This window comes from Paraniabella ginsengisoli (assembly GCF_022513635.1).
Lineage (GTDB): Bacteria > Bacteroidota > Bacteroidia > Chitinophagales > Chitinophagaceae > Niabella > Niabella ginsengisoli.
The window spans coordinates 1979808-1997888 of record NZ_JAKWBL010000001.1; the positions used below are offsets into that span (position 1 = coordinate 1979808).

Sequence of the window (18081 nt, forward strand, 5' to 3'; positions counted from 1 at the left end):
ATATGTTAGACAGCATGCAAAACAGTTAATTCCTTCGCCCGTACGATCAGAATAATTTCAGTCCCTTTTCCGGGAGCGGCGTTTATTTGGATCTCTGCATTGATTTGTGAAGCCCGTGCTTTTAAATTCTTAAGCCCGTTTCTATTGGTGAGTTTTGCAGGATCAAACCCTTTTCCGTTATCTTTTATTATAAAACACAAATCGCTGCCATCATAAGAAGCTTTAATGGATGCCTCTGTGCATTCTGCATATTTTACCAGATTATTGACTGATTCTTTGATGATCAGAAAAATATTTCTTCTTGTTTCCATCGGGAGTGGTGCTTCTGATATTGCATCGGGAAAATCAATATCGAAACAAATATCTTTCGATTCAAACAAAGGAATTGAAAACTCCCTGATATGCATACTCAGGTTGCTGAATTTATCATTACTTGGCTTCACCAGCCAAATAATATCATCCAAAGCTTCTAAAGTATCTTTGGCATTTGCTTCAATTTTAGTTAACAGGTCTTGTGAGTCGTTACCATTTTTGCGCCTCAGTAATTCACTAAATATATGTATGCTGCTTAAAGATGAACCCATATCGTCGTGTAAGTCTGATGCTATTTGAGATCTTATTTCTAACTCGCGCTGAAGTGATCGGTTTCTTTCTAAAAGCCGGTTTCTTAAATAGTATAATATACCTGATATAAGTAGAAGGCAAAACAAGATCAAACTTCCAACCATTATAATCGTCTTGTTCCTATCGTCTTTTTCTAAAAGTGCAATTTTATCCTGATGGTATGCTACTTCCTTTCCTCTTAACGATTGTGCGTTTTTTATATTAATTATGCTATCAGAAAGCGATTTATATAAATTGCTAAAAGTATAGGCTTGCTGGAATTGATTTTGCGCTTCGGCAGTTTTCATCAAACCCTGATAAGCATTTTTTGCTTCTGCAACAGAGCCAATAGCTGTAGAAATTTGCAGGCTACTATCATACATTTGTTTAGCCATCAAATAATCCCGGTTTTGCAGATGCGCACCTGCAATGTTATTATAACTATTCGCTATAAAAATTTTATCTCCTATTTTAATATTAATGGGTAGCGCCTTTTCATAAAGTGACAAAGCTTCTTTTAGCCTACCTTTTTTCTGAAGCAGATTTCCCAGACTATTGTAACAAATAGCAATACCCTTATTATCTTTTCGTCTTTGATTATATTGTAATGCCTTGTTATAATAAATTTTTGCCGAATCTTCAATGCTTAATCGATCGTAACATTCGCCCATGTTTTGCAGATTGATGGCAATCCCACGCTCATTTTTAGCCTTTATGGCAATAGGCATACATTGTTGAAAATAATCGATAGCTGCTCTGTAGTTACCTTGGGCAAGATGTATATTACCAATGCTATTTAATGCGATGGTGACACTGTAATCATCACCGGTTTTCTCAGAAAGTTTTAAGCCACTCATTAGATAATCCAAAGCATTATTGTAATCATCCATCCTTCGATATGCTACACCAAGATTGTTGTATGCTTTTATTTCCTCATGAATATTATCTTGCTTTTTTGCCAGTTCCAATGCTTTTATATGCAGCCCTATCGATTCATTATACTCCGACAATTCTCTTTTGAAGAAGCCATAAGAATTATAAAGCAGCGGCTCTACTTCTTTGTATTTAAGCCGGTCTACCAGCCTGAACGCCTCTTCATACATGGCTCCTCGAGACACATCCTGCCAATTCTTTTCAACATAGCTTAATATAGAGTCAACCTTAACTTTGTTATCAGGCATCAACAGAATTGCGACCTTTCTTTTTGAGCATTGGAGCATATATATAGAAATAGCGTTAATACAATTAGGCTTGTAGTTAAGAAGGTTCTTTTCGGTTTAGTGTAAAAGCTCATGACATAGTTTCAATTTGAATCCTTTTTTCAAGGTTAGCCATTTGCACCAAACAAATTTATTATTTATTTTACTATATCCTTGAATAATATTGTGTAAACGAAAAAAGACTCCCGATAATGAGAGTCTTTTAATAAGTATTTTAATACAATCTTATTTTAATTTGGATAGTACCTCTTTAATTCTGGCCCAGCCCTTTTCGATATTTGGTAAGCTGTTTGCGAAAGAAAACCTCACACAATTGGGTTCTCCAAAAGCAGCACCCATTACTGAAGATACATGAGCTGTATTTAAAATATACATACACAAATCAGCAGAGTCTTTTATGAAAATTTCTCCATCTGATTTTCCATAATAAGAGCTCATGTCAGGAAAGATATAAAATGCGCCGTCCGGCTCTGAGCATACAATTCCTGGTATTTCGTTTACCAACTCCAATACACGTTTTTTTCTACGCGTGAACTCTTCAGCCATTTCCTCGGTTGGTTTTAAATCTGTCGTAAGCGCCGCTACGCCTGCTTTTTGGGCGATGGAACAAGTGCCGCTTGTAAACTGACCTTGTAATTTTTCCATACCTTTTGCGATGGACACTGTTGATGCCGTGTAGCCAATACGCCAGCCAGTCATTGCAAAACCTTTACTTAATCCATTTACAATTACTACCTGATCTTTGATTTCTTCAAACTGAGCGATACTTTCATGCTCGCCTACATAGTTGATATATTCGTAAATCTCATCAGAGATGATTGTTACTTGCGGATGTTTTTTAAATACTTCCACCAAAGCAGCTAATTCTTCTTTACTATAAACTGCCCCCGAAGGGTTACAAGGAGAAGAAAATAAAAACGCCTTTGTGTTAGGAGTTATAGCTGCTTCAACCTCTTCAGCCGTTGCTTTAAAACCTTTGTCTACACTCGTTCTTATTTCTACAACTTTACCACGCGCAATTTTCACAAGTTCAGAATAAGTAACCCAATATGGTGTTGGGATAATTACTTCGTCTCCTTCATCAACCAAAGCCAAAAGAATATTTGCAAGGCTTTGCTTGGCTCCAGTGGAAACCACAATTTGCTCCGGCGCATAATCAAGATTATTATCTCTTTTCAATTTGGTGCAAACCGCTTCACGCAGATCCAAAAACCTGGTACAGGCGTATAATGGCTCCAGTTATCATTTATAGCCTTTATGGCTGCCTGTTTAATATGTTCCGGAGTATCAAAATCGGGTTCGCCCAGGCTAAGGTCAATAACATCAACACCTTTTGCCCTTAGTTCGCGCCCCAGTTTGGCCATTTTTAGTGTTTCCGGCTCTGCAAAGCGCTCTAAAAGAGATGATAATTGCATTTTAAGAGTTATTTTCTGATTAGTTAAAAAAATCACGCAAAGGTAATGGTTGATTACTGTAAATGCAGAATTGTTAGAAGGGATTTTACATTTATCTGATTTTTTTGATGATTTTTCAATGTTAAATCCATCAACTTGTTAACTTGTCTACTTTAAATCAAGTGAAACCTTATCTTTGCAGCCTTTAAAAAAAACCGGAGAAGGTTTTTTGGCGATTTATTATGCCAGGAAACCTTTACCAAACTAAGTGAATTAAATATTAAACTCGTATGCAACTCAAAGGCCTGGTTCGTTTTTTTACGATTTTGCTTATCATTTATTCTCTCTATCAATTATCGTTTACCTGGTTTGTTCGTAATCATGAAAAGGAGCTTGAGAAGCAAGCCCAAAATTACGTAGCAAAAACTATCCTGCCGCAACGGCAAAGTATCCTGCAAATAAAGATTCGCAGCAGGTTTACCAGGAGTGGCTTAATGAGGCCTACGAGGCTAGGTTAGCGCGATTAAAAGACAGTACAAAAGATGAAACTGTAACTTATGGCTTTACCGGTCCCATCAGCTATCAAAAAGCTAAAAACGAAGAATTGAATCTTGGTTTGGATCTTCAGGGCGGTATGAATGTGACGCTTGAAGTTGAAATGAGCGGTGTTATAAAAACATTAGCCAATAATTCAAAAGATCCTAACTTTTTAAAGGCAATTGCAAACGCAGATAATCGTAAAGGAACGAGCGACGATAATTTTGTTAAGCTTTTTGTTGAAGAATACAAGAAACTTGTACCTAATGGCCGTTTGGCTGCTCTTTTTGCTAATGCAAATAATAGTGGTATAAAAGCTACAGATAGCGACAGCAAAGTAATTAGCTTTTTAAACGATCAGGCAAAAGTTGCTTTTGATAATACCGCTAAACTGATCACCACACGTATTGATAAATTTGGAGTTGCCCAACCGGGTATTAATCCCGATCCGGAAAAGCAAATCATTTCTGTTGAACTTCCTGGAGTTCAGGATAAAGAACGTGTAAGAAAAAATTTACAAGCCAGCGCTAATCTACAGTTTTGGGAAGTCTACACATTAAATGAAATCGGACAAAATATTCAATCTGCAGATGATGTATTTTTTGGTAAGAACAGTAAGAAAGATATAACCGATTCTACTGAAAATAAAGATACAACCGCAACGGCATCGAGTCAGCCAGATTCCGCCAAAACAGCAGAAACTGCGAAAGCTGACACAGGTAATCTTCAGGACCAGTTGAAACAACTAGCAACTAAGGAAGCTCCTAAAGCAAATACTACGGCTAATGGCCAAGAAGCAGAAGCTAAGAAACACTTGATGGGATGGATAGATTTTAGTCTTGCTGCTCAGGGACGGATTAATGGTATTGGCTATGTAATGATAAAAGATACTGCTAAAGTTCGTGAAATATTAGAATCGCCAGAAGTAAAAAACAATTTCCGGCTGACTTAGTTTGGATGTTTAGTATCCCCGAAAAGAAATCCCCGGCTGTTGAATTACATGCAATTAAAACTTATGGACGCGAAACCGCTAAGCTGGGTGGGGAAATGGTTACCGATGCTGGTTATGATTTTGACCAAACCGGAAAAACCAATGTAAGCTTAACAATGAATCCGGCCGGAGCAAAAATATGGGCTGACCTGACAAGAGCCAACGTAAATAGACCTATCGCGATTGTTGTAGATAATATTGTCTATTCGGCTCCAAATGTAGACGAAGCAATCGAGGGCGGTAGCTCAAGGATCTCTGGAAATTTCTCTCAGGAAGAAGCAAGTGATCTTTCTAATATCCTAAAAATTGGTAAACTCCCCGCTCCTGCTAAAATCGTTTCAGATACAACAGTTGGGCCAACACTTGGTGCTGCAGCTTTACAAGGCGGTATGTGGTCTTTCATCATATCGTTTATAGTAATATTTATCTTAATGATCATTTACTATAATACTGCCGGATGGATTGCCAATATTGCTTTAATATTAAACTTACTATTTACTATTGGTGTACTTGCGGGTTTTGGTTTTACACTAACCGCTCCTGGTATTGCCGGTTTAGTATTAACAATTGGTATGGCTGTTGATACCAATGTAATTATTTATGAAAGAATAAAAGAAGAACTTCGCAAAGGCAAAGGATATATCCCCGCTATTAATGATGGTTACAAGCATTCATTGTCTCCCGTTCTTGATGGGCACGTAACAACATTATTAACGGCTTGCATTCTTTTCTATTTTGGATTAGGTCCAGTGCGTGGATTTGCAACTACACAAATAATAGGTCTTCTGCTTTCATTATTCTGTGGTATACTCGTAAGCCGTTGGGTGAGTGATTGGTTCACTACTAAAAAGAGGCATCTTAATTATTTCAGCAAGATAGCCAACACCATTGAACGAAAATCTAATTTCAAGTTCATCGAATTCAGAAAAAGAGCTTACGTTATTTCGATAATCATTATAGCGCTAGGCATCTCAACTATATTTAATGGATTTGACTACGGTGTGGAATTTGATGGTGGCCGCAGTTATAAAATTGAATTTGGTAAAAAGGTAGATGTTGAAGCAATCAGAAATGATTTAAAAACTGCATTCGAAGATGAAAACCCTATTATTAAAACGGTAGGTGACGAGAGCAGGCTTGATATTACTACTTCTTACCTGATCCGTGATCCTAAAACGCAGGTAGCAGACTCCATTGTTGAGCATAAATTATATGATGGATTAAAGAAATACTTACCAGCAAATACAAGCTTCCAACAATTTGATGCGGTACATAAAAAGGAATCTAAAAAAGTATTGCCTACTATTTCGGATGACTTGAAAAAGGAGCATTAAAAGCTACATTGTTCGCTATGATTGCGATCTTCCTATATATCTTCCTTCGTTTCCGTGACTGGAGGTTCTCTTTGGGTACCATCTTCGCATTGGTACATGATACTCTCGTTACTTTGATCGTATTCTCTTTCGCTAGAAACTGGGTACCATTCCCGCTTGAAATTGACCAGCACTTCATTGCAGCGATATTGACGGTGATTGGTTTCTCTATGAACGACACGGTAGTAATTTTTGACAGGATACGTGAGGATATGAAACTTCATCCCAACCTTGACCAGAAATCGTTAGTGAATAAAGCGATCAACGAAACATTAAGCCGTACGATCATGACTACGTTAACTGTATTCTTAACTATTTTGATCTTATTCATTTTCGGTGGAGAAGTTACAAGAGGATTTGCATTCGCAATGTTGATTGGTGTAATTACCGGTATTTATTCTACGGTATTCGTAGCAGCTCCTGTACTTGTTGATCTTAAAGGTGGTATCCGCAAAAGCAAGCCACATACTGATCTTCACGCTCCAAAGACAGAGCCAGCAAAAAATAAAAACACAACTTTATAGTACAAAACCGGATACATTAGTGTCCGGTTTTTTTTATTATTTAATCTGAGGCCTTTCCTGCAAGAATAAAATATGTTGTATCTTAATCCCCTAAGCCAATTCAATTTTTAGTTATGAAGCATACGATTACTTCGCTCGGTCTTTTATTAAGTTGTTTAATTTCTTATGCCCAAAGTGGCTTTTCTATCAAGCTTTTACCTGGCGAAAAAAGGCTGACATCATTTACAATAAACAATTACTTACTTCTTATTGCTATTACGATTCAATTGCAAAACCCTTTTTATATCCGGTAAATACACTTGATGGTATTGCTGTAACAAGAGGTTATCCAATTGATCCACGTTTAGGAGACAGAACTGATCATCCTCATCATGTTGGTATATGGATGAATTATGAATCGGTAAATGGCATTGATTTTTGGAATAATTCCACAGCAATAGCGGCTGAAAAGAAAAATAGATATGGCACGGTAAAGCATGAAAAGATAGTAAAAACCAGGGCCTCAGGTAATACTGCAAGTCTCGCAGCCACTGCAAAATGGGTTAATGAAAGTGGCGATGTTTTTTTAAATGAGAAAAGCTCGTATGCATTTAAAGTAGTGGGAGATATTTTCATTATAGACCGGGCGACTACTTTGTCGGCACTAAAAAACACCGTTGTATTTAAAGATGTTAAAGATGGATTTTTTGCTATTCGTGTGGCAAGAGAACTTGAAATGCCATCAAAAGAACCAGGCATCTTTATAGATGCAAACGGAAATACAACTAAAACAGACCCGATTGCACCAAATGTAATAAGCGGGATGTATCAAAATAGCAATGGTATAATGGGTGACAGCGTTTGGAGCAGCAAAGCTACATGGGCAACCCTTAAAGGAAGCAAAGATGGAAAGCCTATAACTATTGCCATGTTCGATCATCCATCTAATATCGGCTACCCAACTTATTGGCATGCGCGTGGCTATGGTCTTTTTGCATTAAATCCGCTTGGTAGAAAAATTTTTAGTAATGGTAAGGAAGAACTGAACCTAACATTATCGCCAGGAAAATCTGTAACATTTCGGTATAGAATTATTATTTCTTCTAAAAATATAGACACAACTGAATTAGCAAATCTATCAGAAGATTTTAAAAAGACCATTTTATAAGTACTTCTTAGTGACTTTTCTTTTAGGGTATCGGCCATTGAAAGTACAATCAAGTGCGCCCATCCTCGATCCGCATCCTTCCACTTCATTTAATGTGACACCGCTTTTATCGAATTTGAATTGTAAAACACAAGGATCTCCGGGCTGTCTGTATTCGACAATGTTATCAGAAACAATGTTCGCTTCACCTCGCAATTCGCCGCTGCATTGAGAGTTTTTCTCTTCAAGGTGGATGAAAAAGCTGATGCGGCCCGACTTAACATTATCTCTTATGGAAATAATATTTCTGTTACCAGAACCATAATCACCAGCATATCTGTATTCCTTACTAAGCGTATCAATGGGGTTTATCAACTCAGCATCATCACCAAGCGAGTCTGTCATGATCAACATAAACTTCTTAACGGCATTATTCAATACATAAACATCATCACCGCTTATTTCAATATCGTTCGACAGTTTTTTAACGGTTTTTTTGTTGATATTATAAAGCTTATCAATGGTTATAGACGTAGTTGTTCCTTTGTCCTTCTTGCTTTTCATAGCAGGAAAGCCCGCTAAAAATTCAGTCTTATCGTTGTAAGCAGTAATAAACATTATTTTATGTTTTGCACTTGCAGCCTTCGACAATAAATAGGTTGCGCCATCTTTTTCCTTAAACTTACCTATTGCATAAAGCTTAGGTATTTCATTATTAAAACTCGTTTTTAAAATACTATCCGGCGTGAATTCATTAAATATTTCTGGGCTGATAAGCAGGCTGTCGTCCGTTTTTGCATATAATGAGCTATCGGCATACATGAAAGGCAACTGTACTTCCGGAAAGAAATCTACAAATTCCTGAAGGTTCACATCGTCCTCCCCTGCCATTGTTTTTTTCTTTTTCCCACATGAAACTAACACTAAAATAACCAAAGCAAACATACAAACCCTGTATACCATAAATATTACATTAGAATACAAATAAACGATAGTTCGTTAATAATACCATACATTTCTGATAGCAATGACCCTTAAAATAATTTAAGTTGGAGTTTTATATTTCAAAAATTATTGTTAGGTTTGTCTAACTTATCCTTTTTGATGGAATTCTAAAACTAATAATGGCCAGGCATCATTCAGAAATATCTTTAAGCGAAGTACATAAATCGGTTGATACCAACCTACCTCATAAATCCCGATGGCGTCGGATCCTTGCATTTTTTGGCCCTGCATATCTTGTAAGTGTTGGTTATATGGATCCCGGCAATTGGGCCACCGACCTGGCTGGAGGAAGCCAATTTGGTTATTCCTTATTATGGGTACTGGTAATGAGTAATATTATGGCGCTATTACTTCAAAGCCTTTCTGCCAGACTGGGAATCGTCCGTAACCGGGATCTTGCGCAGGCTAATCGGGAAACCTATCCTAAAAAATAAATTTTGCGCTTTATATACTTGCTGAAATTGCCATTGCAGCAACAGACCTTGCAGAAATACTAGGTATGGCTATCGGTCTTCAGTTACTAACAGGTATGCCGCTTATATATGGAGTACTTATTACATCTTTAGACACATTTCTATTGATTATGCTGCAACGCTTAGGAATGCGAAAACTCGAAGCCTTTATTATCGGCTTGATCTTTATTATTGGCATGTCGTTCCTTATTCAGATTATTGTTGCACAGCCCAACCCCGCAGAAGTTGTTACAGGTTTAGTACCGCATATTGAAAATGATACTGCATTATATATCGCTATCGGTATCATCGGTGCAACGGTAATGCCCCACAATCTCTATCTGCATTCAGCATTGGTACAAACCAGAAAATTTGATACTGACGAAAAAAGTATCAGAAAGGCGCTGAAACTCAATTTTCTTGATAGCGCCATTGCATTAAACATGGCATTGTTGGTAAATGCGGCAATACTAATACTGGCTGCAGCTGTGTTTTATAAAACCGGACGATCGGATGTAGCTGAAATTAAGCAGGCTTATGAATTGCTACCCCAACATTTGGGTAGCAATTTTGCGGCTAAACTATTTGCAGTAGCTCTTATTGCAGCCGGGCAAAGCAGCACAATAACAGGTACACTCGCCGGACAAATTGTAATGGAAGGATATCTTCGATTGCGTATTAATCCTATTGTACGGCGCCTCATCACCCGTTTAATTGCTATTGTACCAGCTGCGCTGGTGATATTGATCAACGGGGAGGATGATGTAGACAGCCTGCTTATTTTTAGTCAGGTAGTATTAAGTATGCAATTAGGATTTGCAGTTATACCGCTTATCCACTTCGTAAGCGACAAAAAAACAATGGGAATATTTGTAATTAAACCGTGGGTAAAAGTTTCAGCATGGCTTATCACCGTTATATTGGTTTATCTAAATACCCGTTTAATTCTAGAACAAGCGATCGACTACTTTAATACATCTGATAATCTATTTTGGAAAGCACTTATTATTCTGGGAGGAATAGGCTTCATCATTATGCTATTTTATACAACTGTTTTTCCATTAAGAAAGAGCAAGTCTTTACAAAAAATAGATATACATGAAAAACCGAAAATACTGGAAATAGCACCTGTTGGAAATTATACCAAAATTGCTATTACTTTAGATTTTGGAAGCCTTGATGAAAAAGTAATTAATCATGCATTATCGCAAGGCACTCCTGGTTGTGTTTACTTTCTGATACATGTTACAGAAAGCGTTGCTGCCGTTGCGAATTACGGAGAAAGTGTAGATAATGAAACCATCAGCGACAAAGCATTTTTAGATGATTATGTAAGACAACTTCAGGAAAAAGGTTATAAGGCTGAAGCCAGACTTGGATTTGGAAACACTGTTGACAGCATTGCAAAAATTATTAATGAATCAAAGGCCGAACTTTTAGTGATTGGCGCACATGGGCACAAAGGCATAAAGGATCTGATTTATGGAGAAACCATTAACAATGTCAGGCATCTAATTAGTATACCTGTTTTTGTAGTGCAAACACACCATTAACCTAACGGAACAGACCTTTTGGTTCTTAACAAATGTTTAAACCTACTAAACGTTTCAGGTTTTATATTCAGATAAGAAGCGAGATATTTTTGGGGAACGCGTTGAATGATTTCCGGATAATGGCCAATAAAATTCAGGAATCTTTCTCGCGGCTGTTGCATAATGAGACTGGTTTGCCATTTGTCTTTTAATACCATCGTATGTACTGTAACCAATCTTCCTAATCGCTCAAAATTATGGCTTGAGGCGAAAAATTTTTCCAGGTTTTCAAATGTTATTGAAATGAGGATGCTCGGTTCTATCGCTTCAATATAATATTCTGATGGGGTTCTTGTATAAAAAGATTCCTGGCTACTAATAAGATGTCCTTCTATTGATAGCTGTACAATATGTTCATCATCCCCGGTCTTATAATATTTTCGTATAAGTCCTTTGTTAATGAAATTCATATGGTTTTCAATTTCGCCAGCCTCGGTTATAATTTGCTTTTTCGAAAATTCCCTTACACTAATGATGGGGAGCAAATCTTTTTTACCTCGGTGTCGGTAAGCGGTACAAACTGTCGTAAAAATTTTACGAATTCGTTGGCGACGTTTTCTGATATAGGCATACTCAAAGTTAGTAGAAAATGTCGATTGTCCATCGTCCATTGACTATTGACCATTCACTTTTTCTACGTAGATTTGCCGGAATCACAAATTCTTAAACGAAAATATATATGGCGGAAAAAATTAAAGTGGCTAATCCCGTTGTGGAGCTTGATGGCGATGAAATGACACGCATCATCTGGAAATTTATCAAAGACAAATTAATTCTACCTTATGTAGATGTTGATATTAAATATTTTGATCTGGGTGTTGAATACCGCGACGAAACTAATGATCAGGTAACGATTGACGCCGCTAACGCCATTAAAGAACATGGAGTTGGTATTAAGTGCGCAACTATTACGCCGGATGAAGGCCGTGTAACAGAATTCAACCTGAAACAAATGTGGAAAAGCCCGAACGGGACAATTAGAAATATTTTGGATGGTACCGTATTTCGTGAGCCAATTGTAATTAAAAATATCCCACGCCTGGTTACCAACTGGTCTGCGCCAATCATTGTTGGCCGTCATGCTTTTGGCGATCAATACCGCGCTACAGACACTGTTATAAAAGGAAAAGGTAAATTAACTATGACCTTTACTCCGGAAGATGGTGGTGAAGCGCAAACTTTTGAAGTGTATAACTTTAAAGGCGATGGTGTTGCGATGAGCATGTACAACACAGATGAAAGTATCAAAGGTTTTGCGCGCAGCTGTTTCAATATGGCATTAAGCAAAAAGTGGCCTTTATATCTTTCTACAAAAAATACCATTCTTAAAAAATACGATGGTCGTTTTAAAGATATTTTTGAAGACATTTATCAGAATGAATTTAAAGCGCAGTTTGATGAAGCAGGCATAGTTTACGAGCACCGTTTGATTGATGACATGGTAGCAAGTGCTTTAAAATGGAATGGAAATTTTGTATGGGCTTGTAAAAACTATGATGGCGATGTACAAAGCGATACGGTAGCCCAAGGCTTCGGTTCTTTAGGTTTGATGACTTCCGTATTGGTTACTCCCGATGGTAAAACAATGGAAGCAGAAGCTGCACACGGTACCGTTACCCGTCACTACCGCGAACATCAAAAGGAAATCCGACCAGCACCAACCCTATTGCCAGCATTTTTGCATGGACAAGAGGTTTGGCCTTCCGCGGTAAATTAGATAGCAATCAACCATTGATCGATTTTGCAAATGCGCTGGAAGCTGTTTGTATTGAAACGGTTGAAGAAGGTAAAATGACAAAAGACCTTGCTGTTTGTATTCATGGCAACAAAGTAAATCATGGTGATCATTACTTGTACACAGAAGAATTTCTAGAAGCAATCGACGAGAATCTGAAAAAGAAGTTAGGATAATATTTGTCCTTTAATTTTGTAAATGCACCAATGGAAGTTGGTGCATTTTTTTATTTCATATAAAATGCTTACCTTTGACGTTAGTAACTTAACGCGTAAGTAATGATTATTTCTTTTGGCAGTACCGAAACCGAACAAATATGGAATGGTGAAAGGGCGAGGAAATTACCTATTGAAATTCAGGTTGCTGGAAGAAGGAAGTTAAGAATGATCAATAATTCTTTCGACTTAGCTGATTTAAGAATTCCACCAGCAAACAGGCTGGAAAAACTATCAGGTCGACTAAAGGATTTTTACAGTATAAGAATAAATAGTCAGTGGCGTATTATCTTTAAATGGCAATCTGGTAATGCGTTTGAAGTTAAGATTGTGGATTATCATTAGAGTAAGTCTTTTACAGCTGGTCAGAATGCGGAAATAACAATCCGATAGTTGTGAATTGCTTTCAACTTTAAATTAATTTAGGTCTTTGACAACTATATAGTTCAAGATATACTCTGTAGTTGTTAGTTATTAATTGATTCAATTTTCAAAAAATTAAGATTTTTAACAATAAAATTGAGATATTATTTAAGAAAAAGATAGTTGTGAATTGCTTTCAACTTTCAATTAAACTTAGGTCTTTGACAAACTATATATGTTGAAGATTTAATTTGTAGTTGTGAATCGCTTTTCACCTTTCAATAAATTTTATAAATGGAAAGGTTAAAAAACATACACCCCGGAGAAGTATTATCAGAGGAATTTTTGATACCACTAAATATTTCGGCGTACAAGCTTGCAAAGGATATTGAAATTCCTCAAACCCGTTTATCACAAATAATAAAAGCCAAAAGAAGGATCACGGCTGATACAGCTTTGCGGCTAAGTCGCTATTTTGGGAATTCAGCCAAATTCTGGTTGGGGTTGCAGGATGATTATGATCTTGAAGAAGAAATTTCTTTAAAGGGCGCTGAAATAAAAGCAATCAAAAAAATGGAAGTAGCATAAAGTATTAACATGGAGATTTATATAAGACAAGCTTTTATAACTGATCTACCCATTATTAAAAGTCTAGCGCTGTCCATTTGGCCCGAAACCTATTCGTCTATCTTATCTGCGCAACAAATAGAATATATGCTTGAATTATTCTATAGTAATAATGCGCTCACCAACGATTTTAATAAAACCGGCTATCATTTTTTTATAATCAATATAGATGAGGTTGACTCAGGTTATGCCGGAGTTGAAGCTAAAGACAATTATACATGGCATTTACATAAAATTTATCTCTCTCAAAAATTTCATGGAAAAGGTTTGGGCAAAGTATTGATTCGCTATGTGGAGAATTTTGCTAAAGAGCATGGTGCATCATTTCTGACCTTAAATGTAAATCGTTATAACAAATCACTCCATTTTTATAAAGCATGCGGATATACGATTTTGAAAGAGGAAAATATTGATATTGGAAACGGTTTTTTCATGAATGACTATGTGATGAAGAAGGAATTGAAATAATGTCAAACCAGATAAAGGCAAATAGAAGCCAAAAACTGCCAACGCTTATTAATTAAGCGCACAATAATCCATCATTTGGGACCAGATATTAACGCCGCACTAATCATACAAATAGCTTATCTTGTAGCAGATAACGATTGAATCAGGCAATGCTTGTTTCATAATCTGATTGCTAACCGGAGGAAATCATTTTTTGTCAACCGTCTTAAAACAACTGCTAACTTAATAATATACTCTTTAAATAATATAATCATGCAAGACCTATTGCTTCCAGCTATAATTACAATAACTGTACTCATCCTTTTTTCGGGAATAAAAATTGTCCGTCCCACAAGCCGGGGCTTAATAGAAAGACTTGGTAAATACAAATCTTTTGCCCAACCTGGCTTTCATTGGATCATACCTTTTATCGATAAAATGTATATGGTCAATATTACAGAGCAAATGGTAGATGCCCAACCTCAGGAAATAATTACCAACGATAATCTGAATGCAAGCGTTGACGCACAAATTTATTTTAAAGTATTAGAAGGCGAAGAGAACGTAAAAAATTCATTGTATCAGGTAAATGATTACAAACTACAAATTGTAAACCTGGCGCGTACAACTTTACGTAATATTATAGGCACACTAACGCTGCGTTCTGCCAACAGTGAACGTGGAAAAATAAATGCCGAACTGCATACCACACTCAAAAACGAAACATCAAGCTGGGGTATTGTAATTGTAAGAACCGAGTTGAAGCAAATTGATCCGCCACCTGATGTACAGGAAACGATGAACAAAGTAGTAAAAGCCGAAAATGAAAAAATAGCAGCTATTGACTATGCAACCGCCGCAGAAACCGTTGCTGATGGGGTAAAGCGATCTAAAATTAAAGAAGCTGAAGGGCGTAAACGAGCACTGGTATTAGAAGCAGAAGGTGAAGCCGAGGCTATTCAACTGGTAAATGTAGCAGCAGACGAATATTTTACCGGAAATGCACAGCTACTTCGCAAGCTCGAAGCAGTAGAAAACTCATTAAAATCTAATGCCAAAATAGTCATACCGTCTGGCTCCGAATTGATCAATGTAATTAGTGAAATGTCTGGCGTATTACCTTTGCCAAGAGATAAGAGCAAGGGAGATGTAATTTAGAAGCGGCAATTTTTAAAAACAGTTTACAAATCAGAAGAGCAAACATTCTTTCGAATAATAATGAAAAGAACGAAGCCTGTCATCAAATTAAACTGATAATTACGTTACCCAAAAACGAATAAGAAAATAGTTGAATCTATATTATTCAGTCTGCAAAGAAAATTCATCAACAATTCAAATAATTAAAAATCAATTAATTACACATTATCATTCGACGATGACGTAGTAAAGATGAGACTTTAATTGTCCATTGAACAATTATTTTTTTTACACCAGTCAACCAAAGTCTATATATCCCCCAAAGTGATTGAAACTCACTAAATCCAACTCAAAATCCTGATATTCTTGCTACCTTTACGTGCTTTCGAAAAGCAACGTTTGCATTGATATTATCTAACTATAAGAATTATTTACAATGAGTACAAATCCAACCACTTTGTTTGATAAAGTTTGGGACGCCCACGTGGTAAGAAAAATTGAAGACGGTCCGGATGTTTTGTTTATTGACCGCCATTTTATTCACGAAGTAACAAGCCCGGTGGCTTTCCTGGGTATTGAAAGCAGGAATATTGGGGTTATGTACCCGCAGCGTACATTCGCTACAGCCGATCACAATACACCAACTATAAATCAGCATTTACCGGTTCAGGATCCTTTGTCAGCGAAACAATTGGCAGCACTTTCTACAAATGCAGAAAAATATGGCATTTCTATTTGGGCGCTTGGAAGCCCGAAAAATGGTATTGTTCACGTTGTAGGGCCTGAAAATGGAATCACTCAACCTGGCATGACCATCGTTTGCGGCGATTCGCATACTTCTACACATGGCGCTTTTGGAAGCATTGCTTTCGGCATCGGAACTTCAGAAGTGGAAATGGTACTTTCTTCTCAATGTATCATGCAGCCCAAGCCCAAGAAAATGCGCATTGTTATAAACGGTAAATTAGGTAAAGGCGTGTTACCAAAAGATGTGGCTTTATACATGATCGCTCAAATTACGGCCAGCGGCGCCACCGGTTATTTTGCAGAGTTTGCCGGTGAGGTATTTGAAAACATGAGCATGGAAGGCCGCATGACGGTTTGTAACATGTCTATCGAAATGGGAGCACGCGGAGGTATGATCGCGCCCGACGAAACTACTTTCAATTATGTAAAAGGAAGAGAAAAAGCACCCAAAGGTGAAGCATGGGACAAAGCATTGGCCTATTGGAAAACGTTGAAAACCGACGACGGAGCAGCATTTGATAAAGAGCTTGTTTTTAATGGCGCAGATATTGAGCCGCAAATTACTTACGGCACCAATCCTGGTTTGGGTACCGGAATTACTCGAAAAATTCCAAAAGCATCTGAAGTAAAAGACGGCGAAGCTTCTTATAAAAAATCGCTGGCTTACATGGACTTTCAGGAAGATGAACAAATCATTGGTAAGAAAATAGATTATGTGTTTTTGGGAAGCTGCACCAATGGCCGCATCGAAGATTTTCGTGCCTTTGCCTCTATCGTAAAAGGTAAAAAGAAAGCAGACAATATTACCGCTTGGCTGGTTCCGGGTTCTCATATTGTAGAAGCACAAATTAAAGAAGAAGGCATTTTAGATATTTTAACCGAGGCGGGTTTTGAGTTGAGGCAACCCGGTTGTTCGGCTTGTTTGGCAATGAACGATGATAAAATTCCCGCAGGCAAATATGCGGTAAGCACCAGTAATAGAAACTTTGAAGGCAGGCAAGGTCCCGGCGCACGCACACTTTTAGCTAGTCCTTACGTGGCTGCCGCAGTAGCAGTTACAGGCGTTGTTACCGATCCTCGCGAGTTAATGGAAGAAGAAGCTATTACTGCGTAATGTTATGAACCCGGCTTTAGTGCTTCTATCATCGATATTGCGTCGCACTCTTGTACGGTAGAATATAGCTCAACTATCCAGTTCATTACGTCATCTCGACCACAGGGAAACAACTCCTCAAAACGAAAGAAACTTATCAAATAAAAGGAGATTTCTCGCTTTACTCGAAATGACGGTAGTAAAAAATCTCAAATCAAAAATCCTAAATCAGAAATAAAATATGGCTTACGATAAATTTACAATATTAAAATCTACAGCAGTTCCTTTGCCCATTGAGAATGTAGATACCGATCAAATCATTCCCGCGCGTTTCCTGAAAGCCACGGAGCGTAAGGGTTTTGGCGACAACCTGTTTCGCGATTGGCGTTATAATAATGACGATACACCTAAACAGGATTTTGTTTTAAACAATCCTATTTACTCCGGAAAAATCTTAGTTGGCGGTAAAAACTTTGGTAGCGGGAGCAGCCGTGAACACGCCGCATGGGCTATTTATGATTATGGATTCCGTTGTGTAATATCGAGCTTTTTTGCAGATATTTTTAAAGGGAACTCACTAAACATCGGCATTTTGCCAGTTACAGTAAGCGAAGCATTTGTAGATAAGATTTTCAAAGCTATTGAAGCCGACCCGAATGCGGAATTTGAAGTGAACCTGCCCGAACAAAAAGTTACCATATTGGCAACCGGCGAGTCTGAAGGTTTTGATATCAACGGTTATAAAAAGCATAACATGATGAATGGCTTTGATGATATTGATTACTTGCAGGCGATGAAGGAAGATATTGGTGCGTATGCGGAGAAGAGTATGTATTAAAACGATAACCCCCAGCCCCTAAAGGGGAGTTTTTGTACAAAACTAAAAAACTCAAAACATTA

Annotated in this window: 17 protein-coding genes and 1 pseudogene; 13 read left to right on the top strand and 5 right to left on the bottom strand. The window is 37.4% G+C overall.

Features of this window, described 5'->3' with window-relative positions:
• Positions 1 to 5: 5 nt before the first annotated feature.
• From MKP09_RS10680 to MKP09_RS25915, 3 genes are all read right to left on the bottom strand, one after another.
• The gene (locus MKP09_RS10680; protein WP_240829463.1) at positions 6 to 1784 is read right to left on the bottom strand and encodes a tetratricopeptide repeat-containing sensor histidine kinase; all 1779 of its coding nucleotides are present in this window, start codon (positions 1782 to 1784) and stop codon (positions 6 to 8) included.
• 264 nt (positions 1785 to 2048) lie between these two features.
• Entirely contained in the window at positions 2049 to 3032 is a 984-nt protein-coding gene (locus MKP09_RS10685) for a pyridoxal phosphate-dependent aminotransferase (protein WP_262915203.1), read from the bottom strand.
• Entirely contained in the window at positions 2999 to 3238 is a 240-nt protein-coding gene (locus tag MKP09_RS25915) for a hypothetical protein (RefSeq protein ID WP_262915204.1), read from the bottom strand. The genes MKP09_RS10685 and MKP09_RS25915 overlap by 34 nt, the downstream gene beginning before the upstream one ends.
• Positions 3239 to 3821: 583 nt before the next feature.
• Between MKP09_RS25915 and MKP09_RS10690 the strand changes: the two genes are divergently transcribed.
• The 4 genes from MKP09_RS10690 to MKP09_RS10705 all read left to right on the top strand — a co-directional run bounded on the left by MKP09_RS10690 (position 3822) and on the right by MKP09_RS10705 (position 7789).
• Positions 3822 to 4706 carry a preprotein translocase subunit SecD gene (locus MKP09_RS10690; protein WP_240828539.1) on the top strand — a complete coding sequence of 295 codons (885 nt, stop codon included), beginning with the start codon at positions 3822 to 3824 and terminating at the stop codon, positions 4704 to 4706.
• A gap of 5 nt (positions 4707 to 4711) precedes the next feature.
• Positions 4712 to 6079: a protein translocase subunit SecD gene (gene secD, locus MKP09_RS10695; RefSeq protein WP_240828541.1), complete on the top strand. Its 1368-nt coding sequence runs from the start codon at positions 4712 to 4714 to the stop codon at positions 6077 to 6079.
• A gap of 17 nt (positions 6080 to 6096) precedes the next feature.
• Positions 6097 to 6642, top strand: a complete 546-nt coding sequence (gene secF, locus MKP09_RS10700; protein WP_240828545.1) for a protein translocase subunit SecF — start codon at positions 6097 to 6099, stop codon at positions 6640 to 6642.
• A 151-nt stretch (positions 6643 to 6793) separates the two neighbouring features.
• Positions 6794 to 7789: a DUF6807 domain-containing protein gene (locus tag MKP09_RS10705; protein WP_240828548.1), complete on the top strand. Its 996-nt coding sequence runs from the start codon at positions 6794 to 6796 to the stop codon at positions 7787 to 7789.
• On the opposite strand, the gene MKP09_RS10710 is transcribed toward MKP09_RS10705, so the two are convergent.
• Positions 7784 to 8659, bottom strand: coding sequence for a hypothetical protein (locus tag MKP09_RS10710; RefSeq protein WP_240828550.1), 876 nt, complete (start codon positions 8657 to 8659; stop codon positions 7784 to 7786). The two genes, MKP09_RS10705 and MKP09_RS10710, sit on opposite strands and share 6 nt — an antisense overlap.
• Before the next feature lie 310 nt (positions 8660 to 8969).
• On the opposite strand from MKP09_RS10710, the pseudogene MKP09_RS28055 reads away from it, so the two are divergent.
• A pseudogene (locus MKP09_RS28055) lies at positions 8970 to 10778 on the top strand (Nramp family divalent metal transporter); the annotation flags it as partial.
• Here MKP09_RS28055 and MKP09_RS10725 read toward each other — a convergent pair.
• Positions 10775 to 11227: a Crp/Fnr family transcriptional regulator gene (locus MKP09_RS10725; protein ID WP_240828552.1), complete on the bottom strand. Its 453-nt coding sequence runs from the start codon at positions 11225 to 11227 to the stop codon at positions 10775 to 10777. The pseudogene MKP09_RS28055 and the gene MKP09_RS10725 sit on opposite strands and share 4 nt — an antisense overlap.
• 269 nt (positions 11228 to 11496) lie before the next feature.
• Here MKP09_RS10725 and MKP09_RS10730 point away from each other — a divergent pair, with 269 nt between their 5' ends.
• The 8 genes from MKP09_RS10730 (at position 11497) to leuD (ending at position 18019) form a co-directional block, all read left to right on the top strand.
• Positions 11497 to 12534 carry an NADP-dependent isocitrate dehydrogenase gene (locus MKP09_RS10730; protein ID WP_262915206.1) on the top strand — a complete coding sequence of 346 codons (1038 nt, stop codon included), beginning with the start codon at positions 11497 to 11499 and terminating at the stop codon, positions 12532 to 12534.
• Complete coding sequence (locus MKP09_RS28645; protein ID WP_262915207.1) at positions 12513 to 12728, top strand: hypothetical protein; 216 nt, start codon at positions 12513 to 12515, stop codon at positions 12726 to 12728. The genes MKP09_RS10730 and MKP09_RS28645 overlap by 22 nt, the downstream gene beginning before the upstream one ends.
• Before the next feature lie 102 nt (positions 12729 to 12830).
• On the top strand, positions 12831 to 13112 hold the full coding sequence (locus tag MKP09_RS10735; protein WP_240828559.1) for a type II toxin-antitoxin system RelE/ParE family toxin: 282 nt from the start codon (positions 12831 to 12833) through the stop codon (positions 13110 to 13112).
• 312 nt (positions 13113 to 13424) lie between these two features.
• Complete coding sequence (locus MKP09_RS10740) at positions 13425 to 13718, top strand: HigA family addiction module antitoxin (RefSeq protein ID WP_240828561.1); 294 nt, start codon at positions 13425 to 13427, stop codon at positions 13716 to 13718.
• 9 nt (positions 13719 to 13727) lie between these two features.
• Positions 13728 to 14225 (top strand): GNAT family N-acetyltransferase, encoded by a 498-nt coding sequence (locus MKP09_RS10745; RefSeq protein WP_240828567.1) that lies wholly within the window; start codon positions 13728 to 13730, stop codon positions 14223 to 14225.
• Positions 14226 to 14477: 252 nt separating this feature from the next.
• Positions 14478 to 15362 carry an SPFH domain-containing protein gene (locus tag MKP09_RS10750; RefSeq protein ID WP_240828584.1) on the top strand — a complete coding sequence of 295 codons (885 nt, stop codon included), beginning with the start codon at positions 14478 to 14480 and terminating at the stop codon, positions 15360 to 15362.
• A gap of 415 nt (positions 15363 to 15777) precedes the next feature.
• On the top strand, positions 15778 to 17202 hold the full coding sequence (gene leuC / locus MKP09_RS10755; protein ID WP_240828586.1) for a 3-isopropylmalate dehydratase large subunit: 1425 nt from the start codon (positions 15778 to 15780) through the stop codon (positions 17200 to 17202).
• A gap of 220 nt (positions 17203 to 17422) precedes the next feature.
• Positions 17423 to 18019 (top strand): 3-isopropylmalate dehydratase small subunit, encoded by a 597-nt coding sequence (gene leuD / locus MKP09_RS10760; protein ID WP_240828588.1) that lies wholly within the window; start codon positions 17423 to 17425, stop codon positions 18017 to 18019.
• The last annotated feature ends 62 nt before the right edge of the window (positions 18020 to 18081 follow it).

Excerpts from the sequence above, each read along its gene's own strand:
- MKP09_RS10680 (WP_240829463.1), bottom strand. The coding sequence starts at position 1,784 with ATGCCTGATAACAAAGTTAAGGTTGACTCTATATTAAGCTATGTTGAA.
- MKP09_RS25915 (WP_262915204.1), bottom strand. The coding sequence starts at position 3,238 with ATGCAATTATCATCTCTTTTAGAGCGCTTTGCAGAGCCGGAAACACTA.
- secD (WP_240828541.1), top strand. The coding sequence starts at position 4,712 with ATGTTTAGTATCCCCGAAAAGAAATCCCCGGCTGTTGAATTACATGCA.
- secF (WP_240828545.1), top strand. The coding sequence starts at position 6,097 with ATGATTGCGATCTTCCTATATATCTTCCTTCGTTTCCGTGACTGGAGG.
- MKP09_RS10710 (WP_240828550.1), bottom strand. The coding sequence starts at position 8,659 with ATGGCAGGGGAGGACGATGTGAACCTTCAGGAATTTGTAGATTTCTTT.
- MKP09_RS10725 (WP_240828552.1), bottom strand. The coding sequence starts at position 11,227 with ATGAATTTCATTAACAAAGGACTTATACGAAAATATTATAAGACCGGG.
- MKP09_RS10730 (WP_262915206.1), top strand. The coding sequence starts at position 11,497 with ATGGCGGAAAAAATTAAAGTGGCTAATCCCGTTGTGGAGCTTGATGGC.
- MKP09_RS10735 (WP_240828559.1), top strand. The coding sequence starts at position 12,831 with ATGATTATTTCTTTTGGCAGTACCGAAACCGAACAAATATGGAATGGT.
- MKP09_RS10740 (WP_240828561.1), top strand. The coding sequence starts at position 13,425 with ATGGAAAGGTTAAAAAACATACACCCCGGAGAAGTATTATCAGAGGAA.
- MKP09_RS10745 (WP_240828567.1), top strand. The coding sequence starts at position 13,728 with ATGGAGATTTATATAAGACAAGCTTTTATAACTGATCTACCCATTATT.
- MKP09_RS10750 (WP_240828584.1), top strand. The coding sequence starts at position 14,478 with ATGCAAGACCTATTGCTTCCAGCTATAATTACAATAACTGTACTCATC.
- leuC (WP_240828586.1), top strand. The coding sequence starts at position 15,778 with ATGAGTACAAATCCAACCACTTTGTTTGATAAAGTTTGGGACGCCCAC.
- leuD (WP_240828588.1), top strand. The coding sequence starts at position 17,423 with ATGGCTTACGATAAATTTACAATATTAAAATCTACAGCAGTTCCTTTG.